Annotated in this window: 29 protein-coding genes and 1 riboswitch; of the genes, 14 read left to right on the top strand and 15 right to left on the bottom strand. The window is 58.8% G+C overall.

Annotated elements, in window-relative coordinates; all coding sequences use genetic code 11:
• The first annotated feature begins 99 nt into the window (after positions 1–99).
• Positions 100–618, top strand: coding sequence for an acyloxyacyl hydrolase (locus ABTV22_RS25190; RefSeq protein ID WP_433737106.1), 519 nt, complete (start codon positions 100–102; stop codon positions 616–618).
• A gap of 129 nt (positions 619–747) precedes the next feature.
• On the opposite strand, the gene ABTV22_RS25185 is transcribed toward ABTV22_RS25190, so the two are convergent.
• The 6 genes from ABTV22_RS25185 to ABTV22_RS25160 form a co-directional block, all read right to left on the bottom strand.
• On the bottom strand, positions 748–1,053 hold the full coding sequence (locus ABTV22_RS25185; protein WP_433737105.1) for a YkgJ family cysteine cluster protein: 306 nt from the start codon (positions 1,051–1,053) through the stop codon (positions 748–750).
• A gap of 91 nt (positions 1,054–1,144) precedes the next feature.
• On the bottom strand, positions 1,145–1,900 hold the full coding sequence (locus ABTV22_RS25180; protein ID WP_433737104.1) for an SDR family NAD(P)-dependent oxidoreductase: 756 nt from the start codon (positions 1,898–1,900) through the stop codon (positions 1,145–1,147).
• Positions 1,901–2,050: 150 nt separating this feature from the next.
• On the bottom strand, positions 2,051–3,496 hold the full coding sequence (gene phrB / locus ABTV22_RS25175; RefSeq protein ID WP_433737103.1) for a deoxyribodipyrimidine photo-lyase: 1,446 nt from the start codon (positions 3,494–3,496) through the stop codon (positions 2,051–2,053).
• An 11-nt stretch (positions 3,497–3,507) separates the two neighbouring features.
• Positions 3,508–4,449: a MerR family transcriptional regulator gene (locus tag ABTV22_RS25170; protein ID WP_433737102.1), complete on the bottom strand. Its 942-nt coding sequence runs from the start codon at positions 4,447–4,449 to the stop codon at positions 3,508–3,510.
• Positions 4,449–5,408 (bottom strand): YbgA family protein, encoded by a 960-nt coding sequence (locus ABTV22_RS25165; protein WP_433737101.1) that lies wholly within the window; start codon positions 5,406–5,408, stop codon positions 4,449–4,451. The genes ABTV22_RS25170 and ABTV22_RS25165 overlap by 1 nt, the downstream gene beginning before the upstream one ends.
• A gap of 212 nt (positions 5,409–5,620) precedes the next feature.
• The gene (locus ABTV22_RS25160) at positions 5,621–6,607 is read right to left on the bottom strand and encodes an NAD(P)/FAD-dependent oxidoreductase (protein WP_433737100.1); all 987 of its coding nucleotides are present in this window, start codon (positions 6,605–6,607) and stop codon (positions 5,621–5,623) included.
• Positions 6,608–6,804: 197 nt separating this feature from the next.
• Between ABTV22_RS25160 and ABTV22_RS25155 the strand changes: the two genes are divergently transcribed.
• The gene (locus tag ABTV22_RS25155; RefSeq protein ID WP_433737099.1) at positions 6,805–7,707 is read left to right on the top strand and encodes a TIGR01777 family oxidoreductase; all 903 of its coding nucleotides are present in this window, start codon (positions 6,805–6,807) and stop codon (positions 7,705–7,707) included.
• A 13-nt stretch (positions 7,708–7,720) separates the two neighbouring features.
• Positions 7,721–8,743, top strand: a complete 1,023-nt coding sequence (gene hemH, locus ABTV22_RS25150; RefSeq protein WP_433737098.1) for a ferrochelatase — start codon at positions 7,721–7,723, stop codon at positions 8,741–8,743.
• Positions 8,744–8,864: 121 nt separating this feature from the next.
• Here hemH and ABTV22_RS25145 read toward each other — a convergent pair whose 3' ends face one another.
• A complete protein-coding gene (locus ABTV22_RS25145) occupies positions 8,865–10,139 on the bottom strand; it encodes a uracil-xanthine permease family protein (protein ID WP_433737097.1) in 1,275 nt (424 codons plus the stop codon).
• A gap of 2 nt (positions 10,140–10,141) precedes the next feature.
• Positions 10,142–10,780 (bottom strand): uracil phosphoribosyltransferase, encoded by a 639-nt coding sequence (gene upp / locus ABTV22_RS25140; RefSeq protein ID WP_433737096.1) that lies wholly within the window; start codon positions 10,778–10,780, stop codon positions 10,142–10,144.
• Between the two features lie 175 nt (positions 10,781–10,955).
• On the opposite strand from upp, the gene ABTV22_RS25135 reads away from it, so the two are divergent.
• From ABTV22_RS25135 to ABTV22_RS25120, 4 genes are all read left to right on the top strand, one after another.
• Positions 10,956–11,513 carry a hypoxanthine-guanine phosphoribosyltransferase gene (locus ABTV22_RS25135; protein ID WP_433737094.1) on the top strand — a complete coding sequence of 186 codons (558 nt, stop codon included), beginning with the start codon at positions 10,956–10,958 and terminating at the stop codon, positions 11,511–11,513.
• Positions 11,514–11,516: 3 nt separating this feature from the next.
• Positions 11,517–11,990: a WbuC family cupin fold metalloprotein gene (locus tag ABTV22_RS25130; RefSeq protein WP_433737093.1), complete on the top strand. Its 474-nt coding sequence runs from the start codon at positions 11,517–11,519 to the stop codon at positions 11,988–11,990.
• A gap of 161 nt (positions 11,991–12,151) precedes the next feature.
• Positions 12,152–12,637, top strand: a complete 486-nt coding sequence (locus tag ABTV22_RS25125) for a hypothetical protein (RefSeq protein ID WP_433737092.1) — start codon at positions 12,152–12,154, stop codon at positions 12,635–12,637.
• Between the two features lie 63 nt (positions 12,638–12,700).
• Positions 12,701–12,988 carry a PA4642 family protein gene (locus ABTV22_RS25120; protein ID WP_433737091.1) on the top strand — a complete coding sequence of 96 codons (288 nt, stop codon included), beginning with the start codon at positions 12,701–12,703 and terminating at the stop codon, positions 12,986–12,988.
• A gap of 142 nt (positions 12,989–13,130) precedes the next feature.
• Here the strand turns inward: ABTV22_RS25120 and mqo are convergent, their stop codons facing one another.
• Together mqo and ABTV22_RS25110 are read right to left on the bottom strand one after the other, a co-directional pair.
• Positions 13,131–14,639 (bottom strand): malate dehydrogenase (quinone), encoded by a 1,509-nt coding sequence (gene mqo / locus ABTV22_RS25115; protein ID WP_433737090.1) that lies wholly within the window; start codon positions 14,637–14,639, stop codon positions 13,131–13,133.
• Positions 14,640–15,380: 741 nt separating this feature from the next.
• A complete protein-coding gene (locus ABTV22_RS25110; RefSeq protein WP_433737089.1) occupies positions 15,381–15,614 on the bottom strand; it encodes a hypothetical protein in 234 nt (77 codons plus the stop codon).
• A gap of 205 nt (positions 15,615–15,819) precedes the next feature.
• On the opposite strand from ABTV22_RS25110, the gene ABTV22_RS25105 reads away from it, so the two are divergent.
• Positions 15,820–16,404: a YajG family lipoprotein gene (locus ABTV22_RS25105; RefSeq protein ID WP_433737088.1), complete on the top strand. Its 585-nt coding sequence runs from the start codon at positions 15,820–15,822 to the stop codon at positions 16,402–16,404.
• Positions 16,405–16,583: 179 nt separating this feature from the next.
• Here the strand turns inward: ABTV22_RS25105 and ABTV22_RS25100 are convergent, their stop codons facing one another.
• On the bottom strand, positions 16,584–16,790 hold the full coding sequence (locus ABTV22_RS25100) for a hypothetical protein (RefSeq protein ID WP_433737087.1): 207 nt from the start codon (positions 16,788–16,790) through the stop codon (positions 16,584–16,586).
• 191 nt (positions 16,791–16,981) lie between these two features.
• Between ABTV22_RS25100 and ABTV22_RS25095 the strand changes: the two genes are divergently transcribed.
• A complete protein-coding gene (locus ABTV22_RS25095; protein WP_433737086.1) occupies positions 16,982–17,260 on the top strand; it encodes a hypothetical protein in 279 nt (92 codons plus the stop codon).
• A gap of 75 nt (positions 17,261–17,335) precedes the next feature.
• Here ABTV22_RS25095 and ABTV22_RS25090 read toward each other — a convergent pair whose 3' ends face one another.
• Positions 17,336–18,502 (bottom strand): 1-acyl-sn-glycerol-3-phosphate acyltransferase, encoded by a 1,167-nt coding sequence (locus tag ABTV22_RS25090; protein ID WP_433737085.1) that lies wholly within the window; start codon positions 18,500–18,502, stop codon positions 17,336–17,338.
• Positions 18,503–18,641: 139 nt separating this feature from the next.
• Here ABTV22_RS25090 and ABTV22_RS25085 point away from each other — a divergent pair, with 139 nt between their 5' ends.
• The 4 genes from ABTV22_RS25085 (at position 18,642) to ABTV22_RS25070 (ending at position 20,863) form a co-directional block, all read left to right on the top strand.
• Entirely contained in the window at positions 18,642–18,824 is a 183-nt protein-coding gene (locus ABTV22_RS25085) for a CPXCG motif-containing cysteine-rich protein (RefSeq protein ID WP_433737084.1), read from the top strand.
• Positions 18,825–18,833: 9 nt separating this feature from the next.
• On the top strand, positions 18,834–19,094 hold the full coding sequence (locus tag ABTV22_RS25080) for a putative signal transducing protein (protein ID WP_433737083.1): 261 nt from the start codon (positions 18,834–18,836) through the stop codon (positions 19,092–19,094).
• 35 nt (positions 19,095–19,129) lie between these two features.
• Complete coding sequence (locus ABTV22_RS25075) at positions 19,130–19,753, top strand: SOS response-associated peptidase (protein WP_433737082.1); 624 nt, start codon at positions 19,130–19,132, stop codon at positions 19,751–19,753.
• A 294-nt stretch (positions 19,754–20,047) separates the two neighbouring features.
• Positions 20,048–20,863: a M48 family metallopeptidase gene (locus ABTV22_RS25070; protein WP_433737081.1), complete on the top strand. Its 816-nt coding sequence runs from the start codon at positions 20,048–20,050 to the stop codon at positions 20,861–20,863.
• A gap of 131 nt (positions 20,864–20,994) precedes the next feature.
• On the opposite strand, the gene ABTV22_RS25065 is transcribed toward ABTV22_RS25070, so the two are convergent.
• From ABTV22_RS25065 to ABTV22_RS25055, 3 genes are all read right to left on the bottom strand, one after another.
• The gene (locus ABTV22_RS25065) at positions 20,995–21,579 is read right to left on the bottom strand and encodes a TMEM165/GDT1 family protein (RefSeq protein ID WP_057398025.1); all 585 of its coding nucleotides are present in this window, start codon (positions 21,577–21,579) and stop codon (positions 20,995–20,997) included.
• A gap of 89 nt (positions 21,580–21,668) precedes the next feature.
• Positions 21,669–21,793, bottom strand: a riboswitch (yybP-ykoY riboswitch).
• 39 nt (positions 21,794–21,832) lie between these two features.
• Positions 21,833–22,831, bottom strand: coding sequence for a methyltransferase (locus ABTV22_RS25060; protein WP_433737080.1), 999 nt, complete (start codon positions 22,829–22,831; stop codon positions 21,833–21,835).
• Between the two features lie 33 nt (positions 22,832–22,864).
• On the bottom strand, positions 22,865–23,830 hold the full coding sequence (locus ABTV22_RS25055; RefSeq protein ID WP_433737079.1) for a 2-hydroxyacid dehydrogenase: 966 nt from the start codon (positions 23,828–23,830) through the stop codon (positions 22,865–22,867).
• 279 nt (positions 23,831–24,109) lie between these two features.
• Here ABTV22_RS25055 and ABTV22_RS25050 point away from each other — a divergent pair, with 279 nt between their 5' ends.
• Positions 24,110–24,739: a LysE family translocator gene (locus tag ABTV22_RS25050; RefSeq protein WP_433737078.1), complete on the top strand. Its 630-nt coding sequence runs from the start codon at positions 24,110–24,112 to the stop codon at positions 24,737–24,739.
• Positions 24,740–24,823 lie beyond the last annotated feature (84 nt).

Below are 24,823 nucleotides of genomic sequence, written 5' to 3'. Positions count from 1 at the left end.
GCAAGATTGGGGTGAACTTCTTATAAAACGTCGACTTCTATAGCGGTGTGCGTCAAGCGATAAAAAAACTAAACGAAATCGTGCGAAAAGGATGTTTCTATGAAGCGACTGATTTGCTTGGCTGCGATTGCGGCCGCATTGATGGGGAGCAGTTTGACTGCGCAAGCTGCAGGCGTGGAGTTCTCGGTCGGCGAGACCGGCGAGTCGACCATGACTTATCGCTTGGGCATGCAATGGGATTGGGACAAGAGCTGGTGGCAGAGTGACGTGGGTCGATTGACCGGTTACTGGAGTGGCGCCTACACCTATTGGGACGGCGACGAAACCGCCAGCAATCACAGCCTCTCTTTCTCACCCGTGTTTGTTTACGAGTTTGCCGGCCAGAACGTCAAACCGTACGTTGAGCTGGGGGTTGGGGTGGCGTTGTTTGCCGATACCGAAGTTGAAAGCAACAACTTGGGTAGCTCGTTTCAATTCGAAGACCGTTTCGGCTTCGGTCTGCGCTTTGCCGGCGGACATGAAGTCGGGATTCGTGCGACGCACTATTCCAACGCCGGAATCACTAATCCCAACGATGGTATAGAAAGTTACGCCCTGCACTACACGATGCCGTTGTAATCAGGCAACGTTTTTAATGTGGGAGCGAGCCTGCTCGCGAAAGCGGTATAACATTCAACACTTGTGTTGTCTGAAACTCCGCCTTCGCGAGCAGGCTCGCTCCCACATGAGTCATCAGTGAACGCCACCTTATCGATACGCCGTGGAGATTCCCTGGCGTTCATCAATGCATTCCGGTGCGCCCATCTCGAACTCCCGGCAGATCAGCGGGCGTTTTTCGTAAATGGTGCACATCATCGTGTCGCGATCCAGAGCTGCGCACCAGCCGTCATCCAGGCGCAACATGACTTCCCCACCCCAGTCATCGGTATCGATGTACTGCTCGGGCACGCCTGTGTCGGTGATCAGCATGACTTCGAGCTGGCAGCAGCAGGCTGCACAGGTCGAGCAGGTGACGGCGGTCTCGGTGATTTGTGTGTGGGGGATGGTTTTCATGGCGCGCAGTGTAAGGCAGTCACTGGGTGGTGTGTGAAAGCGCTGACGGGCGCCCAGTGTTATCCGCCAGCAGTTATGGCCATGCTCATGACTAGTCCTTGATCGGCGGGCTGCTGTGCAGCTTCACAGGGTCAGGCATTTTCGAGAGAGGCCAGAGCTCGGCCATGAACAATCCTGGAAACGCAATTTCCAGCGGACGATCCTTGAGCTTGTCGAAAATGTGTTGCGCGGCTTTATCCGCCGGCCAACTGAGTGGCGCTGGCAAGTCACTCTTCTTCGCCAGCGCAGGGTCAACAAAATCCGGGCCGACAACCGTGACTTCGATGCCTTCTGGTGCCAGCGCAATGCGCCGGGATTCAAACAGATGTCGCATCCCGACTTTCGCAGCACCCTGGGTCTCAGTCCGGGGCAGCGGCAGGAAGGTCACTGCACTGGCCAAGCCCACCAGATGTGGCGCGATGCCTCCCTGTAACAGCGGCAGGGCGGCTTCGATGCAGTAGCTGCTGGCGAGCAGATTGGTGCGCAATACGTGCTCGATGATCGAGGCATCAAACTGCTTGGCGTCTACGTACTCGCAGGTTCCAGCGTTGAGAATCAACGTGTCCAGTGAGCCCCAGAGTTCGGTGATCTGTTCTGCGATTTCTCGCACGGCCTGACTGTTGGTCAGGTCGCCACAGGCCACCAGGACCTGGCCTGGATAGCGTTGGGACAAGACTTTCAACGGCGCCGCCGAGCGTGAGCTCGCGGCAAGGTGAGCGCCGGTTTTCAATATTTCTTCCGCCAGGGCCGCGCCAATGCCGTTGCCGGCACCGGTCAGCCAAAATCGTCGTGGACGCGCGAGGCTCATCCTATTCTCCTTTTCTGGCTAGCAATCATTCGCTCCAATACCGCTAAACGTTCACCCTGCAGTAACCCGACATTAAAGTTAACCCACCGGCAATAACATTCATTGCGCTGGATCAATGGTTCTGATTGTTGGTGCGTATACCGCAAGCAACTATGCATGGTCGCCTCCGGCGTGTTGCCTGGACGGCAAGTTCCTGAACGCGGCGAGCGCCCGTGTCCGGGATGCGTGCAGGTCGACAATCGGGGACGGATAATCCGCCACCCTGAACAAACCGCCGAGATTCGCCGGGTTGTGCACCTCTTTTTTGTTCAGTCCTACCAGTTCCGGTAACCAGTGCTTGATAAACAGGCCCTCGGCGTCGAACTTCTCCGACTGGCTCAATGGATTGAAAATCCGGAAGTAGGGCGCTGAGTCGGTCCCGGTGGATGAACTCCATTGCCAGCCGCCGTTGTTGGCTGCCAAGTCGCCATCGATCAAATGCTGCATGAAAAAGCGTTCGCCTTCGCGCCAGTCGATCAACAGATTTTTGGTCAGGAACATGGCAACAACCATGCGCAGGCGATTGTGCATCCAGCCGGTTTCCAGCAATTGGCGCATGGCCGCGTCGATGATGGGCACGCCGGTACGGGCTTGTTGCCAGGCAGCCAGTTCTGCCGGTGCATCGCGCCAGGCCAGGGCCTCGGTTTCCGGGCGGAACGCGCGATGCCGGGAAACCCTTGGGTAGCCCACCAGAATGTGTTTGTAGAATTCACGCCACAGCAGTTCGTTGATCCAGGTGACCGCGCCAACCTTGCCGCTTTCGAATTCGCCCTGATTGCTTTGCAGTGCCGCATGCAAACACTGGCGTGGGGAGATCACTCCGGCAGCCAGGTAGGGGGACAATTGACTGGTGCCGGGCTTCGCCGGGAAGTCCCGTTCGTTCTTGTAGTCATCGATCCGGTCGTCAGTGAAGGTATCGAGGCGGCTTCGTGCTTCGCCTTCACCCGCCGGCCACAATGCACGCAAGCGGTCGGTCGGTGGCGTGAACCCGTTGATTTGGGACGGGATCTTGTCGCTGGAAATGTTCAGCGGTGCTTGCACCATGGGGGCGCTGACCAGGCGGGGTAACGACCGGTACAGGCGTTCGTAACAGACTTTGCGGAACTGGCTGAACACCTGGAAGTACGTACCGCTTTTGGTCAGCAGGGTACCGGGTTTGAACAGCAACTGATCGAGATAACTGTGAACGGCAATGCCTTCGGCTTGCAGTGACCTCATCACCGTGGCGTCGCGGCGGGTTTCATGAACACCGTATTCCTCGTTGAAATGCACGGCATCGATCGCCAATTGCCGGCACAGTTCGAGCAATACCCTGGGCGCTTCTTCCCAGCGCGGAGCCTCGCGAATCAGCAGGGGAATGTTCAGCTCGCCCAACGCCTGGCTCAATTGATCAAGGTTGCGTAGCCAGAAGTCCACTTTGCACGGCGCATCGTCGTGCGCCAGCCATTGCTCCGGGCTCAGCAGGTACACCGCCACGCACGTGCCAGCCGCAGCGGCGGCCGAAAGGGCAGTGTTGTCGTTTACGCGCAAATCGCTGCGCAGCCAGATCAATTGCATGTTGTTAACCATTAGATGAGCCCACGCTGAACGAGTGCCTGGTGTGCCAACAACGGATCTGCGGCCAGGTACAAATCAGCAACCACGGCAGTTTTCTCGGACAACTCGGTGGAGTGAATGCACACCGTTGGTCCGGCGATCATTTTTGGGCAGCTGACGCCATTCAAAAGTTTCGTCAGCTGCGAAAGGTTTATGGCTTTGCTGGAATACAGCAGTACGCCTCGGGGTTGCAGATGTTCAACCGCCAGCGCCAGTTCACCGGTGGGCAACGGCCAGTCGAACACCTCCACCGGGCAATCGGCGCTGCTGATCAGCCACGCGGTGAGCCACAGATGAGGTTCCAGTGGCAAGTCCGAGTGGTTGATCAACAGCAGTGGCGTGGTGTTTAGCTGGCGGTTGTTATGGTAGATGCGCGCGCCGAATTTGCTGCGTAGCCAGGAATAAAAAAACACGCGTTCCATCTGTGCGCCGAACTGGCCCTGCCAGCGCTGTTCCAGTTCAGCCAGCAATGGCATCAACAGGTGTTCGCACAAAGTGCGTGGCGGGTACAGTGCCATGGCCTGATTGACGGTGTCGTCCAGCGTGCGTTCGGTCAGTCGCGAGACCGCCTGGAGCAGTGTCTGGCGCAGCCGTTGCCAATCGTTTTGTGCGGATTCGGTGAAAGTTTGTGGGGTGTCGAGCAGTTGCTTGACCTGGCTGACGGCGACGCCGCGATTGAGCCATGTGAGGATCGCCAGAATACGTTGCACATGCTCGGCCGAAAACAGTCGATGCCCCTTGGGAGTGCGTTGCGGCACGATCAATCCATACCGCCGTTCCCAGGCGCGCAAGGTGATGGCGTTGACGCCGGTCTGCCGGGCCACTTCGCGAATCGGCAGCCAGCCTTCGTCGAGCGCTTTGTTGAACGCCGCGCCATGGCCATCGCTGGCACTCTTGTCGAGTAGAGGTTTCATTAAATGGTGTTTCGCAGGCTGAGGTTTTCCGGATGCGGTTGCAGGTAAACCTGCTGCGCGATGTAAGGGTCCGGATGGTGGCGAAAGTGATGCTTGAGCAGTGTCAGCGGCACCACCAGTGGCACGATACCGTGGCGATATTGGCCGATGACCTGCTGCACCTCTTGCTTGTCCTCGGCACTGATCGCTTGTTTTAGATAGCCGCTGAGGTGCTGCAAGACATTGGTATGGGTGCGGCGCGTGGCGCATTTTTTCAGGGCGGTCATCAGCTCACTGAAATAGTACGGGCCCAGTTCATGTGGGGCGCTGCGCCCCATGTTGCCCAGCAGCGCCCCCAGTTTTTTGTATTGCACCGGGTTATGGGCCATCAACAGGTACTTGTAGCGCGCATGAAAGTTCGTGAGGCCGCGGCGGCTCAACCCTTCTTTGCGCAGTTGTTGCCAGGCACTGTAGGCGAATACGCGGGTGAGGAAGTTTTCTCGTAGCACCGGGTCGTTGAGCCGGCCGTCCTCTTCGACCGGTAAATCCGGATGCAATGCGCAGAACGCTTGGGCATAGATACCGCGACCACCACTGCCCTGCAGTGATCCGTTGGCGTGGTAGACCTTGACCCGCTCCAGGCCGCAGGACGGGGATTTCTGCATGAAAATGTAGCCGCAGATGTCGTCCAGGCTCACCGCCATCTGTTGGCCGAAGTCGGCCAGTGGCCGGGTGACATTGAGCTCGCGATCAACCGTGCCGACGGCCTCGAGCTGATCGGGATTACCCACCAGGCGGATCGGTTCGCGAGGAATACCCAAGCCAATGGCCACTTCCGGGCAGACCGGCACGAAATCGAAGTAATCGGTGAGGGTTTGGCTGCATAGCCGTGACGCCTTGTGCCCACCGTTGTAGCGCACTTCGGCTCCTGTCAGGCAGGCGCTGATGGCAATTTTGGGCTTGGGGGCGGACAGGGGCATGGCAGCACCTCGGAATCAAAACCTGTACAGATATTTTTATCTGTACAGTTTAGGTTCATCATAGATTCAAAGGTGTGCAAGTCAAATTTTTTGTATAGGTTTTTGTAGAAGCTGCCGCAGGTTGCGAACGTTTGATCTGATTCTGGGGCGTCTGCAAAGAGCAAGATCAAAAGATCGCAGCCTTCGGCAGCTCCTACGAAGGCGCCACGATCTCACTGCAAATGCGCGTGCAGACGGCGGGCGGCCTCCTGACCACTAAGCCAGGCCCCTTCGACTCGTCCGGACAGGCACCAGTCGCCGCAGGCATACAGACCCAGATCGGCATCGGCCAACGTGCCCCACTCGTGGGTGGCGCTGGGGCGAGCATAGAGCCAGCGGTGGGCGAGGCTGAAGGTCGGCGCGGGCATCGAGTCGTGCAGCAATTCGGCGAAAGCGCCGTGCAACTGTTCGATCACAGCCTCTTTTGACAGGTCAATGTGCTGTCGGCTCCAGGCGCTGTTGGCGTGCAGGACCCAAGTATCGAGGGTATTGTCGCGGCCGGGTTTGCTGCGGTTGCGCGCCAGCCAGTCGAGGGGGCTGTCCTGCACGAAGCAGCCTTCCATGGGGGTGTCCAAAGGCGTTTCGAAGGCCAGTGCGACGGCCCAGGTGGGGTCCATTTTCACACCGGCGGCCGCACCGGCGAGTTTAGGTGCAGACGCCAGTAATGCCGTCGCCTGCGGGGCTGGCGTGGCGATCACGACATGGCTGAACGGGCCGTGGGTAAAACCCTCGGAGTCCTGCAGATGCCAGTGTTCTTCGCCCCGGTAGACTTCGGTGATCCGGCAGGCGAAATGCACTTCGAGATCGCCGATCAAGGCGCGGGTGATGGCGCTCATGCGCGGCGTGCCGACCCAGCGTGTCTGTTCGTCCGGCGACAGGTTGAGCTGGCCACCCTGGTAGGTGTACAGCTGCGGTGCCCATTCGGCGACCCAGCCCTTGGCTTGCCAACGCTGGACTTCGGTCACGAAGCGACGGTCACGGGCAGTGAAATACTGCGCGCCCAAGTCCAGGGCGCCCGCATCGCTACGTTTGCTCGACATGCGTCCGCCGCTGCCACGACTTTTGTCAAAAAGTTGCACGACATGCCCTGCGTCTGTCAGGGCTTGTGCGGCTGAGAGCCCGGCAATGCCGGTGCCGATGATTGCGATAGGTACAGTCATAAGGGCCTCGTTTACCTTTCTGTACAGACTACGCCGGGGTTTAAACCTGTACAATATTGTTTTTCGGTATAACTTTCAGCGTTCTCGTTCTGACAGCTTGGCCTATTGTTAAACACAGAGCCTGCCCGATATCAAAGATCCCTTGCTTATAAAAATAGACTAGTGATCAGGGTAAAACGCCACGCGAGGAAGAAGTCATGCACATATTGCTGACCGGCGGTACTGGTTTGATAGGACGTCAGCTCTGCCGACACTGGTTGAGTCAGGGGCATCGACTCACGGTCTGGAGTAGAACGCCATCAAAAGTCGCCAAGGTCTGTGGTACTCAAGTGCGTGGTATCGCTCGACTCGAAGAGGTGGGGCAGGAGCCTGTTGATGCCATTATCAATCTCGCCGGCGCACCCATCGCTGACCGTCCTTGGACCACCAAACGTAAAGCGTTGCTCTGGAGCAGTCGCATCACTCTGACTGAAACACTGCTGGCCTGGCTCGAAAGTCGCGAGCAAAAACCTGGGGTATTGATTTCCGGTTCTGCGGTCGGTTGGTATGGCGATGGCGGCGAGCGTGAATTGACCGAAGACTCACCCCCGGTAATCGATGATTTTGCCAGCCAGTTGTGCATCGCCTGGGAAGAAACCGCCCAGCACGCCGAGGCCTTGGGCATCCGCGTAGTTCTCATTCGCACCGGGCTGGTGCTGTCCGCCGAGGGCGGCTTTTTGTCGCGGCTGTTAATGCCATTCAAACTGGGGCTGGGCGGGCCGATTGGCAATGGCCGGCAGTGGATGCCGTGGATTCACATCGACGATCAAATCGCCCTGATTGATTTTCTTCTGCATCGCAATGAAGCCGGCGGTCCCTATAATGCCTGCGCACCGAAGCCGGTGCGCAATCGCGAGTTTGCCAAAACCCTGGGCAGCGTATTGCGCCGCCCGGCGTTCATGCCGATGCCGGCCCTGGTACTGAAGGTCGGCCTGGGCGAGTTGTCGTTATTGCTGCTGGGAGGCCAGCGGGCGACACCGGCACGCTTGCTCAAGGCGGGTTTTACTTTCAAGTTTACCGATTTGCGCGCGGCCCTGGACGATCTGTCCAGCCGCCTCTGAAATAGGACGTTGCATGACCGATCACGCATTGCTTCTGGTCAACCTGGGCTCACCTGCCTCCACCTCGGTGGCAGATGTGCGCAGCTACCTCAATCAATTTCTGATGGACCCGTATGTGATCGACTTGCCATGGCCCGTGCGGCGCCTGCTGGTGTCGCTGATTCTGATCAAGCGCCCAGAGCAGTCGGCTCATGCCTATGCCTCGATCTGGTGGGAGGAGGGCTCGCCACTGGTGGTGCTCAGTCGACGCCTGCAACAGGCCATGACTGCCCAATGGCACCACGGGCCAGTTGAGTTAGCGATGCGTTACGGCGAACCGTCCATTGAATCGACCTTGCTGCGCCTGACGGCTCAAGGCCACAAGCGCATCACCCTGGCACCGCTTTACCCACAATTCGCCGACAGCACGACGACCACTGTGATCGAGGAAGCCAAGCGGGTCGTGCGTGAGAACAGACTTGATGTGCAACTGTCGGTGCTCCAGCCGTTCTACGATCAGCCGGAATACCTCGATGCCCTGGTGGCCACTGCCAACCCGCACTTGCAACAGGATTACGATCACTTGTTGTTGAGCTTCCATGGTCTGCCGGAGCGGCACCTGAAGAAACTCAATCCGGGCCACAGCTTTGACGGCGGCGGTGATTGTTGCGCCGGTGCGCCGCCAGAAGTGGTCGCCACCTGTTATCGCGGCCAGTGCCTGCGAACCGCAAAAGAGTTTGCCAAGCGCTTGGGCCTGCCGGACGGCAAGTGGTCGGTGTCTTTCCAGTCGCGTCTGGGCCGCGCCAAATGGATCGAACCTTACACCGAAGCGCGCCTCGATGAGCTGGCCAAAAGCGGCGTGAAGAAGGTGCTGGTCATGTGCCCGGCCTTCGTGGCCGATTGCATCGAGACGCTGGAAGAAATCGGTGATCGCGGGCGCGAACAGTTCCGCGAGGCGGGGGGCGAGGAGTTGGTGTTGGTGCCGTGCCTCAATGATGACCCGCAGTGGGCGCGGGCGTTGAGCACATTGTGCGAAAGGGCGCCGTTGGCGCTGTAAGAGGTATCAATTGTGGCGAGGGGATTTATCCCCGCTGGGTCGCGAAGCGGCCCTAAAAAATGGGACTGCTCCGCAGTCCAGCGGGGATAAATCCCCTCGCCACAGGGTACTCGGTCGTCTGTTAGATCAGCGGCTCATCCGCTTTCTTGTGCTTCCAGCTGTCATTGCCCGGCAGAATCAGGTTCAGCGCAATCGCCACCACCGCGCACAGCGCGATGCCTTTGAGGCCGAAATCGTCAGGGCCGGTGCCGGTGCCGACGAGTACGCCACCAATCCCGAACACCAGGGTCACCGAAACGATCACCAGATTACGTGCTTCGCCCAGGTCGATCTTGTGGCGAATCAGCGTGTTCATGCCTACTGCCGCGATCGAGCCGAACAACAGGCACAGAATCCCGCCCATTACCGGCACTGGAATGCTCTGCAGCAGCGCACCGAATTTGCCGATGAACGCCAGGCTGATGGCGAAGATCGCCGCCCAGGTCATGATTTTCGGGTTGTAGTTCTTGGTCAGCATCACCGCGCCAGTCACTTCGGCGTAGGTGGTGTTGGGCGGACCGCCGAACAGGCCGGCGGCGGTGGTGGCGATGCCATCACCGAGCAGGGTGCGGTGCAGGCCTGGCTTCTTCAGGTAGTCGCGACCGGTCACGCTGCCCACGGCAATCACGCCGCCGATGTGTTCGATGGCCGGCGCCAGGGCCACGGGAACGATAAAGAGGATCGCCTGCCAGTTGAACTCCGGTGCGGTGAAGTGCGGCACCGCGAACCACGGCGCAGCGGCAATTTTCGCGGTATCGACGACACCGAAGTAAAACGACATGCCGAAACCCACGAACACGCCGGAGATGATCGGCACCAGGCGGAAAATACCTTTGCCGAATACCGCGACGATCAAGGTGGTCAGCAAGGCTGGCATCGAGATCATCATGGCCGTCTGGTAATGAATCAGTTCGGAACCGTCACCCGCCTTGCCCATCGCCATGTTGGCGGCAATCGGTGCCATGGCCAGGCCAATGGAAATGATCACCGGGCCAATCACCACGGGCGGCAGCAGGCGGTCGATGAAACCGGTGCCTTTGATCTTCACGGCCAGGCCGAGGAAGGTGTAAACGAAACCGGCCGCCATCACGCCGCCCATGGTCGCCGCCAGACCGAACTGGCCCTTGGCGAGAATGATCGGGGTGATGAAGGCAAAGCTCGACGCCAGGAACACCGGCACCTGACGCCCGGTGACGACCTGGAACAAAATTGTCCCAAGACCTGCGGTAAATAGTGCCACGTTCGGGTCCAGGCCCGTGATCAGTGGCATCAGCACCAGGGCGCCAAAAGCCACGAACAGCATCTGCGCGCCAGACAACACCGTGCGCCAGAGCGGATCGTTGAACTCATCCTGCATGGTCACGCGTCCTTCTGCTTGGTGCCGAAGATCTTGTCACCGGCATCGCCCAGGCCCGGGATGATGTAACCGTGTTCGTTGAGTTTTTGATCGATGGAAGCGGTATAGATGATCACGTCCGGGTGAGCTTTCTCGACCACGGCAATGCCTTCCGGCGCGGCGACCAGCACCATGGCGCGGATGTCTTTGCAGCCGGCCTTCTTTAACAGGTCGATGGTGGCGACCATCGAACCGCCGGTGGCGAGCATCGGGTCGATGATCATCGCCAGGCGTTCGTCGATTTCCGGTACCAGTTTTTCAAGGTAAGTGTGGGCTTCGAGGGTTTCCTCGTTGCGGGCCACGCCCACGGCGCTGACCTTGGCACCCGGGATCAGGCTCAGTACGCCTTCGAGCATGCCGATACCGGCGCGCAGGATCGGCACCACGGTAATCTTCTTGCCAGCGATTTTTTCCACCGACACGGTGCCGCACCAACCTTCGATATCGTAGGTCTCCAGCGGCAGGTCTTTGGTGGCTTCATAGGTCAGCAGGGCGCCGACTTCCTGAGCGAGCTCACGGAAATTCTTGGTGCTGATGTCTGCGCGGCGCATAAGGCCAAGTTTGTGACGGATCAGCGGATGGCGGATCTCGAGGATGGACATGGGAAAGGCTCCGGCGGCGGGCAAAAAAACCGGCCTAGATTAATCTATCCGAGGGTGTTGTCCTATAGACATTACTGTACGTTAGTCCACAAACGCTTGATCTGATCGTGCTTGATGCGTACCTTTGCCCGCTTTTCCGAAATCGACCCTCCCCCTCAATCCCTTGGAGAGCGCCATGTCCGCTAATCTCGAGCATATCCGTCAAATCATGCGAGAGGCTGACTGCCTGTACACCGAAGCTGAAGTCGAGGCGGCCATCGCCCGCGTCGGTGCGCAAATCAATGAACAACTGGCGGACAGCAACCCGGTGGTGTTCTGTGTGATGAACGGCGGGCTGATTTTCTCCGGCAAACTGCTGACCCATCTGAACTTCCCACTGGAATCGTCCTACCTGCACGCCACCCGCTATCGCAACGAAACCAGCGGCGGCGAGTTGTTCTGGAAAGCCAAACCGGAAATCTCGTTCATCGACCGTGACGTGTTGATCATCGACGACATCCTCGATGAAGGTCACACCCTGGGCGCGATCATCGACTTCTGCAAACACGCCGGCGCGCGCAAAGTGCACACCGCCGTCCTGATCGACAAGGATCACGACCGCAAGGCTCGCCCGGACCTGAAGGCCGATTTCGTCGGATTGCCATGCATTGACCGCTATATCTTCGGCTACGGCATGGACTACAAAGGCTACTGGCGCAACGCCAACGGGATTTTTGCCGTTAAAGGCATGTAAGCAATGGCCATACCGCGCTTTCTTGATCAAACGCTGTTCACAGAACTGGCCGAGAAAGCCGGGGCCAATCCCCGTGGCCGCCAGCACCATAATTTCCACCAGATGGAAGAGGCCTGCCACCGCATGGCGGTCGGACTGCAACCGGGCACCTATATTGCGCCTCACCGTCACTTGGGTGAAAACAAGGCCGAAACCTTGCTGATCCTCAAGGGATGCCTTGGGCTGTTGATATTTGATGAGGCCGGCGCGGTGGTAAAAAAGCAGATCCTGCAGGCGGGGGGCGACTGTCTCGGCGTGGATCTGCCGGCCGGGGTATTCCACAGTCTGGTTGTGCTGCAAGCCGACAGCATGATGTTTGAGTGCAAGGCTGGCCCTTATCGCCCGGTCGGTGAAGGTGAACTTGCCCATTGGGCTCCCCGTGAAGGTGAGCCGGGCGTCGCCGAGTACCAGGCCTGGATGCGCGCGCAGTTCGATTAACCATTTATCCCCCCTGTAGGAGCGAGCATGCTCGCGATGGTCGTCAACGATAACGCGGGAATCCAGATACCCCACGGTGGCCTCAGGTTCATCGCGAGCATGCTCGCTCCTACAGGGGGACGCGCGTGCTAGAGTGCTCGGCCCCGATTCCGGAGCCTGTCATGAACCTGTTGATCCGCGGCTGCGCCGTCCTCTTTTTGACCCTTAGCCTGCCCCTGGCCGCCGCCCCGGCGCCGATGCATGCGCAGTTCCTGCCTGCGGACGACCTGACCCTGCGCGATGCCGAACCTGAACAGCAGCAACTGATGCAGGTCACCGACTATTCGGTGGTGGTCGGCAGTCAGCGTCAGTCCAACCAGCAACCGATCCCGGTCACTTCGCCACTGTTGATCCGCCTCAAGGGTAAATCCCTGAACAAGGGCGCGACGATCAGCCAAGTACTGGTCAATTTCGATGGCGAAAGCAAAAGCCTGAAAAAGCCGGTCTACGACGAGCAAAGCAAGACGCTGACGCTGTATTACCCGTTGGCTCAGTATCGGGTGGTGATCGACTTGTTGCGCAATGACACGGTGTATTGCCAGTTCCTCAGCTACGCCAACGGTCACATCTGGGCCGATCTGCACACCGGCAGTGTTCGTCCGCGTTGAGTGCCGGGCGTGCGCAGGGGTAAACTGCCCGCCCCGTGAAATGTCTGCGAGCTGGAGTCGGCAATGCGTAAAGATAAGAAACAAGTGATTGGTGACGAGATCGGCGACGAGCAGATCAAGTTGTTCCTCGATTTTGAACCGGTCGACGCCACTTCGCCTTCGTTGCACAAATTGATCAAGGCCTATCGTGGCCTGCGTATCGACGACTTCGAGCGGTTCCTGACGTTCTTTGTCGAGGCCGGTTATGACGTGAACGGCAAGGACGAGCACGGCAATAACTTTATTGCCCTGGTCCAGGATCAGCGCAACGCGCCGGAATACATCGAGCTGATCGAAAAGGCTCGCGGCTGATCATATCTGAGGCGAATCGATACCTGTGGTGAGGGGATAAATCCCCTCGCCACAAGGTTAAGTGAGCCAGCAATATTGGGTTCATCACGCATAAAAAACGCCCCGCCCTCAATGAGGACGGGGCGTTTTTATTGGGGCCGAATCAAGCGTAGCTTTCGGTTTCGCTGCTGGCTTCAACCAGTTCCAGGGCGACGTTGTTCTGCGAGTTGATCTTGCGATACAGCGCAGCGTCGGTTTCCAGGATTTTCTCGCGGGCCGGGAAGATTTCCGCCAGTTTGGCAGCCCACTCGCCTTTGGCTTTGCCCGGGAAGCATTTTTCGATCAGTTCCAGCATGATCGAAACGGTCACCGAGGCACCTGGCGAAGCACCGAGCAGGGCGGCGAGGGAGCCGTCCTTGGCCGACACCAGTTCGGTACCGAACTGCAAAACGCCGCCTTTTTTCGGGTCTTTCTTGATGATCTGCACCCGTTGGCCAGCCACTTCCAGGCGCCAGTCTTCGGCTTTCGCTTCCGGGTAGAAGCGACGCAGGGATTCCAGGCGCTGCTCCATCGATTGCATCACTTCGCTGACCAGGTACTTGGTCAGGTCCATGTTGTTTTTCGCCACGGCCAGCATCGGACCGATGTTGCCGGCGCGAACCGACATCGGCAGGTCCATGAAGGAGCCATGCTTGAGGAACTTGGTGGTGAAACCGGCGTAAGGTCCAAACAGCAGAGACTTCTTGCCGTCGACGACGCGGGTGTCCAGGTGCGGTACGGACATCGGTGGCGAACCCACGGCCGCCTGGCTGTAGACCTTGGCCTGGTGGTGCTTGACCACTTCCGGATTGTCGCAACGCAGCCACTGGCCACTGATCGGGAAGCCGCCGAAACCTTTGCTCTCTTCGATGCCCGAAGCTTGCAGCAGCGGCAATGCCGCGCCACCAGCGCCCAGGAAAACGAACTTGGCGTCGACTTCACGGGTGTTGCCGGTGTTGACGTCCTTGATGCTGACGGTCCAGCCGCCATTGCTACGCTTGAGGCCCGTCACGCGCTTGCAGTACTTGACCTGGGCATCGGGTGCGCTGGTCAGGTGCTTGAGCAACTGGTTGGTCAGGGCGCCGAAGTTGACGTCGGTACCATTGATCACGCGGGTGGCGGCGAGGACTTCGCCAGCGTCACGTCCCGGCATCATCAATGGCATCCACTCGGCCATCTTGCCTTTGTCTTCGGTGTACTCCATGTCGGAGAAGGCGTGATGCTTGCTCAGCAACTTGAAGCGTTCCTTGAGGAACGACACGCCTTTGTCGCCCTGCACGAAGCTCAGGTGCGGCACCGGGCTGATGAAGGATTTGCACGAGCCGAAGGTGCCTTTTTTGGTCAGGTACGACCAGAACTGCTTCGACACCTCGAACTGGGTGTTGATGTGCACGGCTTTCTTGATGTCGACTTTGCCATCGGCGGACTGCGGCGTGTAGTTCAGCTCGCACAGGCCGGCGTGACCGGTACCGGCGTTGTTCCACGGGTTGGAACTCTCCGCGGCACCGGAATCCATCAGCTCGACGACTTCCAGCTTGATCGCGGGGTCGAGCTCTTTGAGCAGTACCGCCAGGGTGGCGCTCATGATGCCGGCCCCTACCAGTACTACGTCGACTGCTTCGTTATGCGCCATTTAACGCGTCTCCAAAATCTGCAGCACCAAATTGACGGCATGGCTGCCAGGCGTTCCGGGGCGAGTCAGTGATGCCCCTCGAACTCATGGCAGGATCGCCATGTCCGAATCTTCGCAATTTTTTGCAACTTCGACGGACGCTGCCTGCCGGGTCTAATCAGAGTTCATATGAACTCATTTCAACGGGCGGCTGGCAATTCGACTTATGGTCGATACATCCGTTTGTGCAACCAAATCCGTAGCGGACAGGCTTCAGGCTCCGGTATTCGAGGTGTACTCGGTCCTGTGTCGTCGGGCTGTTGTAGACGCTAATGGTGCATGTTCAGACGCAAAACTATTCATTTGCTCGCCACACTCTTGTGAAGTTGTGAAAACCCGTTTTTTTCACGCTCTTTTGAAGACGTGAACCTCAAAAAAGGGCTGTCCCAGCCTGGCACCGTGCCCGGGTGGTTGGCCGCCAGGCAAAACGTGGCGGGCAAATCGGGCAAACAGCTCAGTGACCGAGCGTAATGACAGCTCTGCAGATTCGCGAAAAGTGGAGGTTTTGCTTGAAGAACAGCAAGCGCGCCAGCTTCACTCGATCTGTGTGGGCGGCTCTCTGTGGGCGGTGCGGGGTGTCAATACCACGGCATTGACGATGCTGCGAGGCCCGATCAGGAGACGTCCTTATAATCGGGGGGAGATTGTAGCGAAGAAACGCGGGGAATTGGTCGTGTTTAATGACTTTTATTAGGCGTCTGGTCAGGTCGTCAGCAGTTGCCGTGTACGCGAGCGCGGCTGATGCTGGGTGATGCGTGCGCTGGCAGGCAACGGCTGGTGCAACCAGTTCAGGCGGATTTCTTCGATTTCCACCCAGCCATCACCCATCGGCTGGAGGCTGCACTGCTTGAACGCCTGGCAATGGCCATTTTGATCGAGCAGGGCAAAGCAACGATGTAAGGGGCGTGGCGCGAACATTGAGACGAGAAAGCGCATGGCAAATGACCTTGTGGGTGATTGCCTCAAAGATTGCCAGTCAGTCGTGACGTGTTGGTGAAAAAAGGGTGAAAAATCTGTGACATCGAACCCGGACCGGCAGGGCTTGTCAGAGAATTCAGCAATCGCGGTGGGCGGCTGGTTAGCCGCAGTGGCGCACCGCTATACTGCCGGCCTGTTTGTGCCTGATTCTGGAGAGAAGAGCATGTTGCAACGCCTGTTGTTCGGTTTGATCACTGTGACTAGCTTGACGCTGGTTGGCTGCGCCCACAGCCCGCAACAACTGAACCCGGAGCCCAAGCTGACGGCGCAACTGGCACCGGTCGGTCACGGCCAGCCGGTCGTAGTGCGTGTGGTGGACGGTCGTCCATCGCCAACCCTGGGCACCCGTGGTGGCCTGTACCCGGAGACCAGCGCGATTACCGTACAGGGCGCGCAGATCCTGCCGAAACTGCAGGCTCAGGCCGAAGCGGCTGTGCGTCTGTTGGGTTTCACCCCGACGGCCAATGCTGCGAACGCCCCACAACTGACCGTGACCCTGACCGAGCTGAAGTATCAGTCGCCCAAAGAAGGCATGTATGTGACCGAGGCGACCATTGGTGCAACGTTCCGCTCCGATGTGCAGAATGCCAACCGTCGTTACAGCGGTCGTTACGGTTCATCCCTGGACCAGCGTTTCGGCATGGCACCGAACCAGGAAACCAATACCAAACTGGTCGGCGACGTGTTGAGCGATGCGTTGACCCGCTTGTTCAAAGACCCGACCGTGGGTCAGATCCTCGGCGAATAACCGTTCGCGAGATGTAAAAAAGCCCGGCGCCAACGATGGCCCCGGGCTTTTTCATGTCTGCTGAAAGTCAACTGTAGGAGCGAGGCTTGCCCGCGAAGGCGGCCTTATATTCAACCTGTATGTCGTTTGACACACCGCCTTCGCGGGCAAGCCTCGCTCCTACAGGGGAATGTGGGGTTTCAGGCGGCTTCGCAGTAAAAATCCAGCACACTCACCCCTGTCAGCAAATCCGCTTCCGGCAAATCCGCATGTTGATGGCCGCCCAGTGCGCAATACACCAGCCAGTGACGGTCCTGGACGTTGAAGGCGAGGCCGCCGACGAGGGCTTCTTGCTCGTCGCTGTGATTGATGAGGTAGAGGCGATCCTGGTTTTCAGCGTGGAGCATGTCGCTATCCCTGTCGGTTTCGAGGGGCGACAGACTGGCCTATTCAGATGACGAAGCCGTGACGCAGAGCAGTCATTGGTCAAATGTTTCGTTTTTTGTCGGAAAGAGAGGGCAGGTGGGGAGGCTTTCGGTAGAATCCGCGCCGCAGTCGCCGGTTCGGCAACTGCCACCTGTTTTTACTGAGGCTTGTGATGTCGCTGCATTTGATGACGCTGTTAACCGCCCATCCCGCCAAGTTGATCAACCTGTTGGCCCTGTTCTTTGCCTTCCCGGGCGGCTGGTTGCTGCATGCCACCCGTCGCCGCGAACAGCGTGCAATGGCCAGTCTCCAGGCGCAGCGCCAGAGCCGCCCCAGCGAAGAGCCCACGCTGGATTGGGCGACTCTGCGCATGAACCGGTTTTTCTACGTCTTCGGCTTTGCCTGCCTCGGCTTGGCGCTGCTCGTATCCTGGATCAGCACCCGCGTGTAGGTTTTGGTCGCCGCATCGCTCGCTCCTACATGATCTTGAAAAACGGCGCCCCAGGCGCCGTTTTTGTATCCGGAGTTAAAGCGGCAATCCCGCCTTCACCCGATACTGATTGCGTACCGGCGTCGCATATTGCAGCACCAGGAACGGACGATGTTCCTCGGGGCAAGCATCCAGTCGTTGCTGCCACTCTGCCTGGGCCTTGGCCAGTTCATCGGCAGCAAATATTTCAGCGGCTTTTGGCACCTGCAATTGTGGATCGGCGTCTTTCCACTGGGCATAAGCCAGGTAGTGCACCGGGAACAAGCGATAACCACCCAGAATCTGCTTGTCCATTTCGACTGCTAACTGCTTGGTGTCTTCGAACAACTCGGTAATCGGCGCGGCAAAGTTCACATGCACCCGGCCTTTGTAACCGGTGATGCCCTTGGCGATGCTCACGTCGTCCTCACCTGGCGCCTTGGTGTAGGTGCCGGTGGTGGCGCGGATATAGAGCTCGCGGGCCTTGGCCTGGTCGCAGGGGTCGTATTCGTAGCTGATCGACACGGGCGTCAGGTTCAACGAGCGGATGACTTCGCCGAACGGCTCGTCCTTGCGGCTCATGTGGAACATCTTGAGAATCGCCGACTCGGTACGGTCGTCGCCGTCCTTGGCCCGGCCTTCGGCCTGGGCGATCCAGATCGAGGCGCAATCGTTGCGGATCGAATGGTTGATGTAGGCGGAGAGCAACTGATACGCCGCCATTTTTTCGCGGCGCCCGGTGATCGAACGGTGCACGATAAAGCTCTTGTTCAGGCGCATCAGATCGCTGACGAAAGGCTTTTGCAGCAGGTTGTCGCCAATGGCAATGCGCGGAGTCGGCAGGCCGGCGTGGTACACGGCGTAGTTGACGAAGGCCGGGTCCATCACGATATCGCGGTGGTTGGCGATGAACAGATAGGCGCTGCCGGACTTGAACTGCTCGACACCGGTGTAGGTCACCCCGTCCGTGGCGCGTTCGATGGTGTGGTCGACGTAGTACTCGACTTTGTCCTGCAACGTGGCCACCGACGTGATGCCGGCGAACTCGCGGCGCAGACGATGAGCTATAAGGGGTTTGAGCGCCCAGCCTAAAGCGCCGGCAAAACGCGGAAAGCGGAAGTGGGTGAGGATATCTAGAAACGCCTTGTCGCCGAGCAGTCTTGCCAGCACCGCTGGGACTTCGCTGTCGTCGTAAGGTCGGATGGCATCGAATTCGCCCATCATGCTCTCTTGTTAGAAACGGCTAGGGTAAGTAAAGGTTCTGATCGAAATACGGCGGGGCACGGTCTGAAAAAGTAGCCAGACAAAAATAGCCCTGCAAATAGACCGGCGATTATACGCACAAGTCACCCGGGAGACCGCGATGCTGGAAGCTGCAGTTTATGAATGTCCGTATTGTGGTGAGGAAGTCGAGACCACGCTGGATCTATCCGGTGGGGATCAGACCTATATTGAAGACTGTCAGGTGTGCTGCCGGCCGATCACCTTTGTTTTGCAGGTTCATGAAGACGAGTGGCATCTCGAAGTGTTCAGCGAGAACGATTGAGGGGCTTCCATGCAGCGAATCTACGAACCGGAAAACCTGATGGAGGGCGAGTTGCTACAGGGCATGCTCGCCAGCGAAGGCATCGAGGCGCATCTGGTGGGCCGCGATTTGGTCGGCGCCAGTGGCGAACTGCCGATCTTCGGCTTGCTGGGGTTGGCGGTGGAGAACGACCAGGCCGATTACGCCCGCGAGCTGATCCGTGCGTACAATGCCGCGCTGCCGCTCCCTGGCGATGAACCGGAGAGCTTTCCCGGCACGCTGGTCTGTTAGGCTGGCGTTCGTTTGATCAAGAGTCGTACTGCCCCATGTGTGGACGTTATGCCCTGTTTCGCTGGAACCCCGCCTTCGCGGCCCTGCCTGGCTTCCCCGCCGATCAGCAGGCCCAGTGGAACATTTCCCCCAATGATTCGGTGTTGATCCTGCGTGCCGACGAGAAAGGGCAACGTGGGTTGGCACGCGCGCGTTGGGGGCTGACGCCGCCGTGGCTGACGGACCTGTCCCGCACCCCGGCCCATGCCCGGGCCGAAACGGTGGCTGAGCAGCCAATGTTTCGCGAAGCCCTGCGACTGCGCCGTTGCCTGCTGCCGGCCAACGGTTTCTACGAATGGCGCGGCACCACGCGCAAGCGCCCGTACTGGCTGACGCCGGGGGAAGGTTCATCGCTGTTTTTCGCGGCGATATGGGAAGCGTATCCGGTGCAGGAACAGGTGTGGCTGAGCACGGCGGTGATCACTCAACCGGCGGCCAGTCAGCGCCGGCCGTTGATTCTCGATGCGGCGGCGCAGGACGCCTGGCTCGATCCGCAAACACCGTTGCACACCTTGCAAGCCCTGCTGGCCAGCGAACCTGCCGCATTGCGCGAGCGAGTGCTGGCGAATATGGTCAATGATCCGAAGCTCAATGGGCCGGAGTGCCTGACCCCGGGTTGATTCGGCGCCTGTGCTGACGCATTCGCGGGCAAGCCTCGCTCCTACAGGGGATCGCTGAACCCGTAGGAGCGAGGCTTGCCCGCGAAGAGGCCTTTGGGTCAGACCTTGAACTGATTGATCAACCGCCGCTTTTGCCGCGTGCCGCGTGCTTTCGTCCGTGGCCTTTCTCTGTCTCTGAATTTTTTCTGACGGCTTTGAGCACTCTCTCAAAAGTTGGCGTCTTACCTTCGTTGTATCTAGCGCCGACACATTTCCGCGCCTACGATAAAGGGATGTTTTTAGGGAGTTTTTTTGATGAACAAGATATTGGTGTTGTGTGGACTGAGCGCAAGCCTGCTGTTCACTGGCTGCCAGTCGGTCAATACCACCAGCGCGGGTGCTGTAGGTGTTGAGCGCAAACAGTACATGTTCAGCATGTTGTCCTCCGAAGAGGTCGACCAGATGTATGCCCAGTCTTATCAAAAGACCGTCGGTGATGCGACCAACAAGGGCGTATTGGACAAGAACAGCACCGATGCCAAGCGAGTTCAGGCGATTGCCGATCGGTTGATTGCCCAGGCACCGCATTTCCGTCCGGACGCCGCTCAGTGGAAGTGGGAAGTCAATCTGATCAAGAGTGATGAACTCAATGCCAACTGCGGGCCTGGCGGCAAGATCATTTTCTACACCGGGCTGATCGACAAGCTGCAACTGACCGACGATGAAATCGCCGCGGTGATGGGGCATGAAATCGCCCACGCCCTGCGTGAGCACGGTCGTGAGGCGATGTCCAAGGCATACGGCATCGAGATGGCCAAGCAGGGGGCAGGTACCTTGCTCGGTCTGGGTCAGGACACCCTGGCACTGGCGGACACGGTCGCCAACTACGGCATGACGTTGCCCAACAGCCGCGAAAACGAAAACGAGGCGGATTTGATTGGCCTTGAGTTGGCTGCACGCGCCGGCTACAACCCGAACGCCGCGATCAGCCTGTGGGGCAAAATGAGCAAGGCCAACGAAGGCTCACCGCCGGAGTTCATGAGCACTCACCCGTCTTCCAGTAGTCGGACTGCAGCGTTGCAGGCAGCGATTCCGAAGGTGATGCCGCTTTACGAGCAGGCCAAAAAGTAGATTTGTGATCTGACTGCTGACGCCTTCGCGGGCAAGTCGGGTCGCCGCATCGCACGCTCCTACGGTTGAAATACCTGTAGGAGCGAGACTTGTCCGCGAAGAACGATAACGCGGTCTATCGACCTATCTCGTCAAACCCACCCACTGCTCTGCATCGCCTTGTACACCGCGACAATCGCCAGGATGAAGAACGCCGACGCCGCCAGTCGACGAATCAACGTCAGTGGCAATTTATCCGCGGCGAAGTTACCCGCCAGAACCACCGGCACGTTGGCAATCAACATCCCGGCCGTGGTGCCGATAATCACCAGCCACAACTCCGGATACTGCGCCGCCAGCATCACGGTCGCGATTTGAGTCTTGTCACCGATTTCTGCCAGGAAGAACGCAATGAGCGTGGTCAGGAACGGCCCGAATTTGCGGGCAGTGCTGGCTTCGTCGTCATCCATCTTGTCCGGTACGAGGGTCCACAGGGCGGTCGCGGCGAAGCTCGCTGCGAGGATCCAGTGCAATAACGTGTCGGAGAAGAAGCTACCGACCCAGGCGCCTACCGCACCGGCTGCCGCGTGGTTGGCCAGGGTCGCGGCAACAATGCCGGCGATGATCGGCCAGGGTTTGCGGAAGCGGGCAGCAAGGATGAGCGCGAGCAGTTGCGTCTTGTCGCCGATTTCGGCCAAGGCAACGATTGCGGTGGGAACGAGTAATGAATCCAGCATCAGGGGTTTTCCTAAGGGGCGGGTCGACACGGCTATGACACGTACAGCCTTCCCGCCCCGGGTAAGGTGTTCGTGTCATAGGTCTTGTCAAACCCTGCGATCCGTCTGATGCGGTCGCTTGGGTCGCATGCGCCATGGTCTGAGGACCAAGTATGTTGACGCATGCCGGACGAGCATGGCGCTCGTGGGAGACTACTCCCCTAGGACGGAGCGGATTCTGCCTAGGCAAATCCGATTGAGCAAGCACAAATTTTTAGCCGCGCTTGGCCCGGTAGATCCTGAATCCGTTCCCCTCAGCCTTGATTGCACACGGCCCAAGGTGCTCTTCAATCAGTGGTTGGTACTTGAGGAAACTATTGGCAACCAGCCGTAGTTCACCGCCATTTTTCAGATGTTTTGCTGCTTTTCGCAGCAAGTTCTCGGTGGCGTAATAGTCGGTGTGAACCCCGACATGAAACGGCGGATTGCTCAGAATCGCGTTCAAACCCATGGGTGCTGCGTCGATGCCATCGCCGGTAATGACGTCGGCTTCCAGACCGTTGGCGGCCAGGGTCAGACGGCTGCTGGCTGCGGCAAATGCGTCCACGTCCAGCAGGGTGACCTGATTGTGTGGATAACGACGCTTTACCGTCGCCCCCAAAACGCCGGCACCGCAACCGAAATCCAGCAAATGGCCGCTCGGCAGTTTGTCCAGGTGCTCGAGCAGCAATGCACTGCCGCGATCCAGTCTGCCGTGGCTGAACACCCCCGGCAGGCTGATGACTTTGAGCGGTCCTTCGGCCAGCGGCAGTTCGTATTCCTGGGCCAGGCTTTCCAGTGGTTTGGCTTGTGGCGCGTTGGCCACGGTGACCTGCCAGAGCTGGCAATGCCGTGCGCTGTCGAGCTTTCGCGGCTTGCCAAAGGGATTCAGCTGCTTGGCCGCGCCTTCGATACCGCTTTTTTTCTCGCCGACCAAATACACCTCACGACCTTCCAGTCGTGAGGCGACGGCGTTGAGAATGTAGTCGGTCAGATCCTTGGCCTTGGGCAGAAAGACCACGGCGGCTTCAAATTCGAATTCCGGCACGTTCACGCCAAAATCGCTGCGTCCGGCAAAGCGTGCATCGAGCGCGGCTTGATCACCGGCATGCCAGCACCAACCGCGTGCGTCGGGCAGACGGCCGAGCAAGTCGTCGGCAGGCAAACCGGCCAACAGCACCGAGCCTTGGAATAATTCAGCCTGACGAAGCAGTACTTCACTGCGCGGATCCATAACTGCTCCTGTGAAAAAAAGTGCCGCAGTTTATCAACTGACGACCCGCAGTGCCTTACCGCTGAAGTATCCCAAGGCGTTTTCGGTTACCTGGCCCACGATTCGCTGCCGTGCTTCGCGGCTGCCCCAGGCATTGTGCGGGGTCACGATCAACCGTGGGATGTCGTGGGCCAGTAACGGGTTGCCGTTGACCGGTGGCTCCACGCTCAACACGTCGGTGGCCGCGCCGCCCAAGTGACCGTTGCGCAAGGCATCGGCCAATGCTTGCTCATCGATCAGGCCGCCACGGGCGGTGTTGACCACGAAGGCACCCGGTTTCATCGAGGCCAGTTCCCGGGCACCGATAAAGTGCCGGGTATGTTCGTTGAGCGGGCAATGCAGGGTCAGTGCGTCGATCTGCGGGAGCAACTCGTCCAGCGGCAAACGGTCGGGCCGGGCAGGGCGCCCCGGAATCTGGCCCAGCAATACGCGCATGCCGAAGGCTTCGGCCAGTCGCGCCACCGCGCCACCCAGCTCGCCATGACCGAGCAGACCGAGGGTTTTGCCTTCCAGTTCGACGATCGGGTAATCCAGCAGGCAAAACTGCTTGGCCTGCTGCCAGCGTCCTTCACCGACAGCTTTTTGGTAATCGGCCAAACGCGTCGCCAGGTTGAGCAACAGCATGATCGTGTGTTGGGCCACCGATGGCGTGCCATACCCCTGGCAGTTGCACACCGTGATTCCATGGGCGCGGGCCGCGGCAAGGTCGACGTTATTGGTGCCGGTGGCGGTGATCAGGATCAGCTTCAGCTCGGGGCTGGCGGCGATGACTGCGGCATCGATCACGATCTTGTTGGTGATGGCGACCGTGGCGCCCTTGAGGTGTTCGATCACTTGATCAGGCAGTGTCTGGGCGAACAATTGCAATTCGCTGAAGCACTCGCGCAACGGGCTGAGGTCGAGGTCGCCCAAGTCCAGGGACGGATGGTCGAGGAAAACGGCGCGGCGAATGTTCGTCATCAACTGTACCTTTTGTGCAATGAACTGAAGGCGTAATCTGCGCAGCCTATCAGATGAAATAAATAGTTACGTGCTGCTGAAGCGCTCACAAACCTGTGGCGAGGGAGCTTGCTCTCGCTGGGCTGCGCAGCGGCCCCAATACAGACAACCGAGTTTTAACAGGCAAACAGCGTCTACCGGTTTACTGCTGCTTGGCAGCTGAACGGGAGCGAGCTCCCTCGCCACAGATGGTGTTTTTCCTGAAAGCTCAATTGATCATCCAGTCCCAAAGGAACCCGTATGTACTGGACAGAATTCTTGACCGTTGCCCTGATTCACCTGCTGGCCGTGGCCAGCCCCGGCCCGGACTTTGCCGTGGTAGTACGTGAAAGCGTGACTCACGGTCGTCGCGCTGGCACCTGGACGGCGTTGGGCGTCGGCACGGCGATTTTCCTGCATGTGGGCTATTCGTTGCTGGGTATCGGACTGATCGTGTCCCAGTCCATCGTGCTGTTCAATGCCCTGAAATGGGCCGCTGCTGCTTATCTGCTGTACATCGGCTTCAAGGCATTGCGGGCGCAACCGGCCAAACCGGTCACGGACGATCTGCATAAAGAAGCAGGCGTGCGCACAGCGCGTGGCGCCTTCACCTCAGGTTTTGTCACCAACGGTCTCAACCCGAAAGCCACCTTGTTCTTCCTTTCGCTGTTCACCGTGGTGATCAACCCGCACACACCGCTGACGGTGCAGGCCGGTTACGGGATTTACCTGGCGGCGGCGACGGCGACCTGGTTCTGCCTGGTGGCCATGCTGTTCAGCCAGCAACGCGTGCGCGCCGGTTTCGCCCGCATGGGTCATTGGTTCGACCGGACCATGGGCGCGGTACTGATCGCCATCGGCGTGAAGCTCGCGTTCACCGAGATGCATTGATTAAACCTATATCCCTGTAGGAGCTGTCGAGTGCAACGAGGCTGCGATCTTTTGATTTAGTTTTTTTAAGATCAAAAGATCGCA

The organism is Pseudomonas putida, assembly GCF_050990305.1.
Taxonomy (GTDB): domain Bacteria; phylum Pseudomonadota; class Gammaproteobacteria; order Pseudomonadales; family Pseudomonadaceae; genus Aquipseudomonas; species Aquipseudomonas putida_AH.
This window is presented reverse-complemented; position numbering and strand designations above follow the sequence as displayed.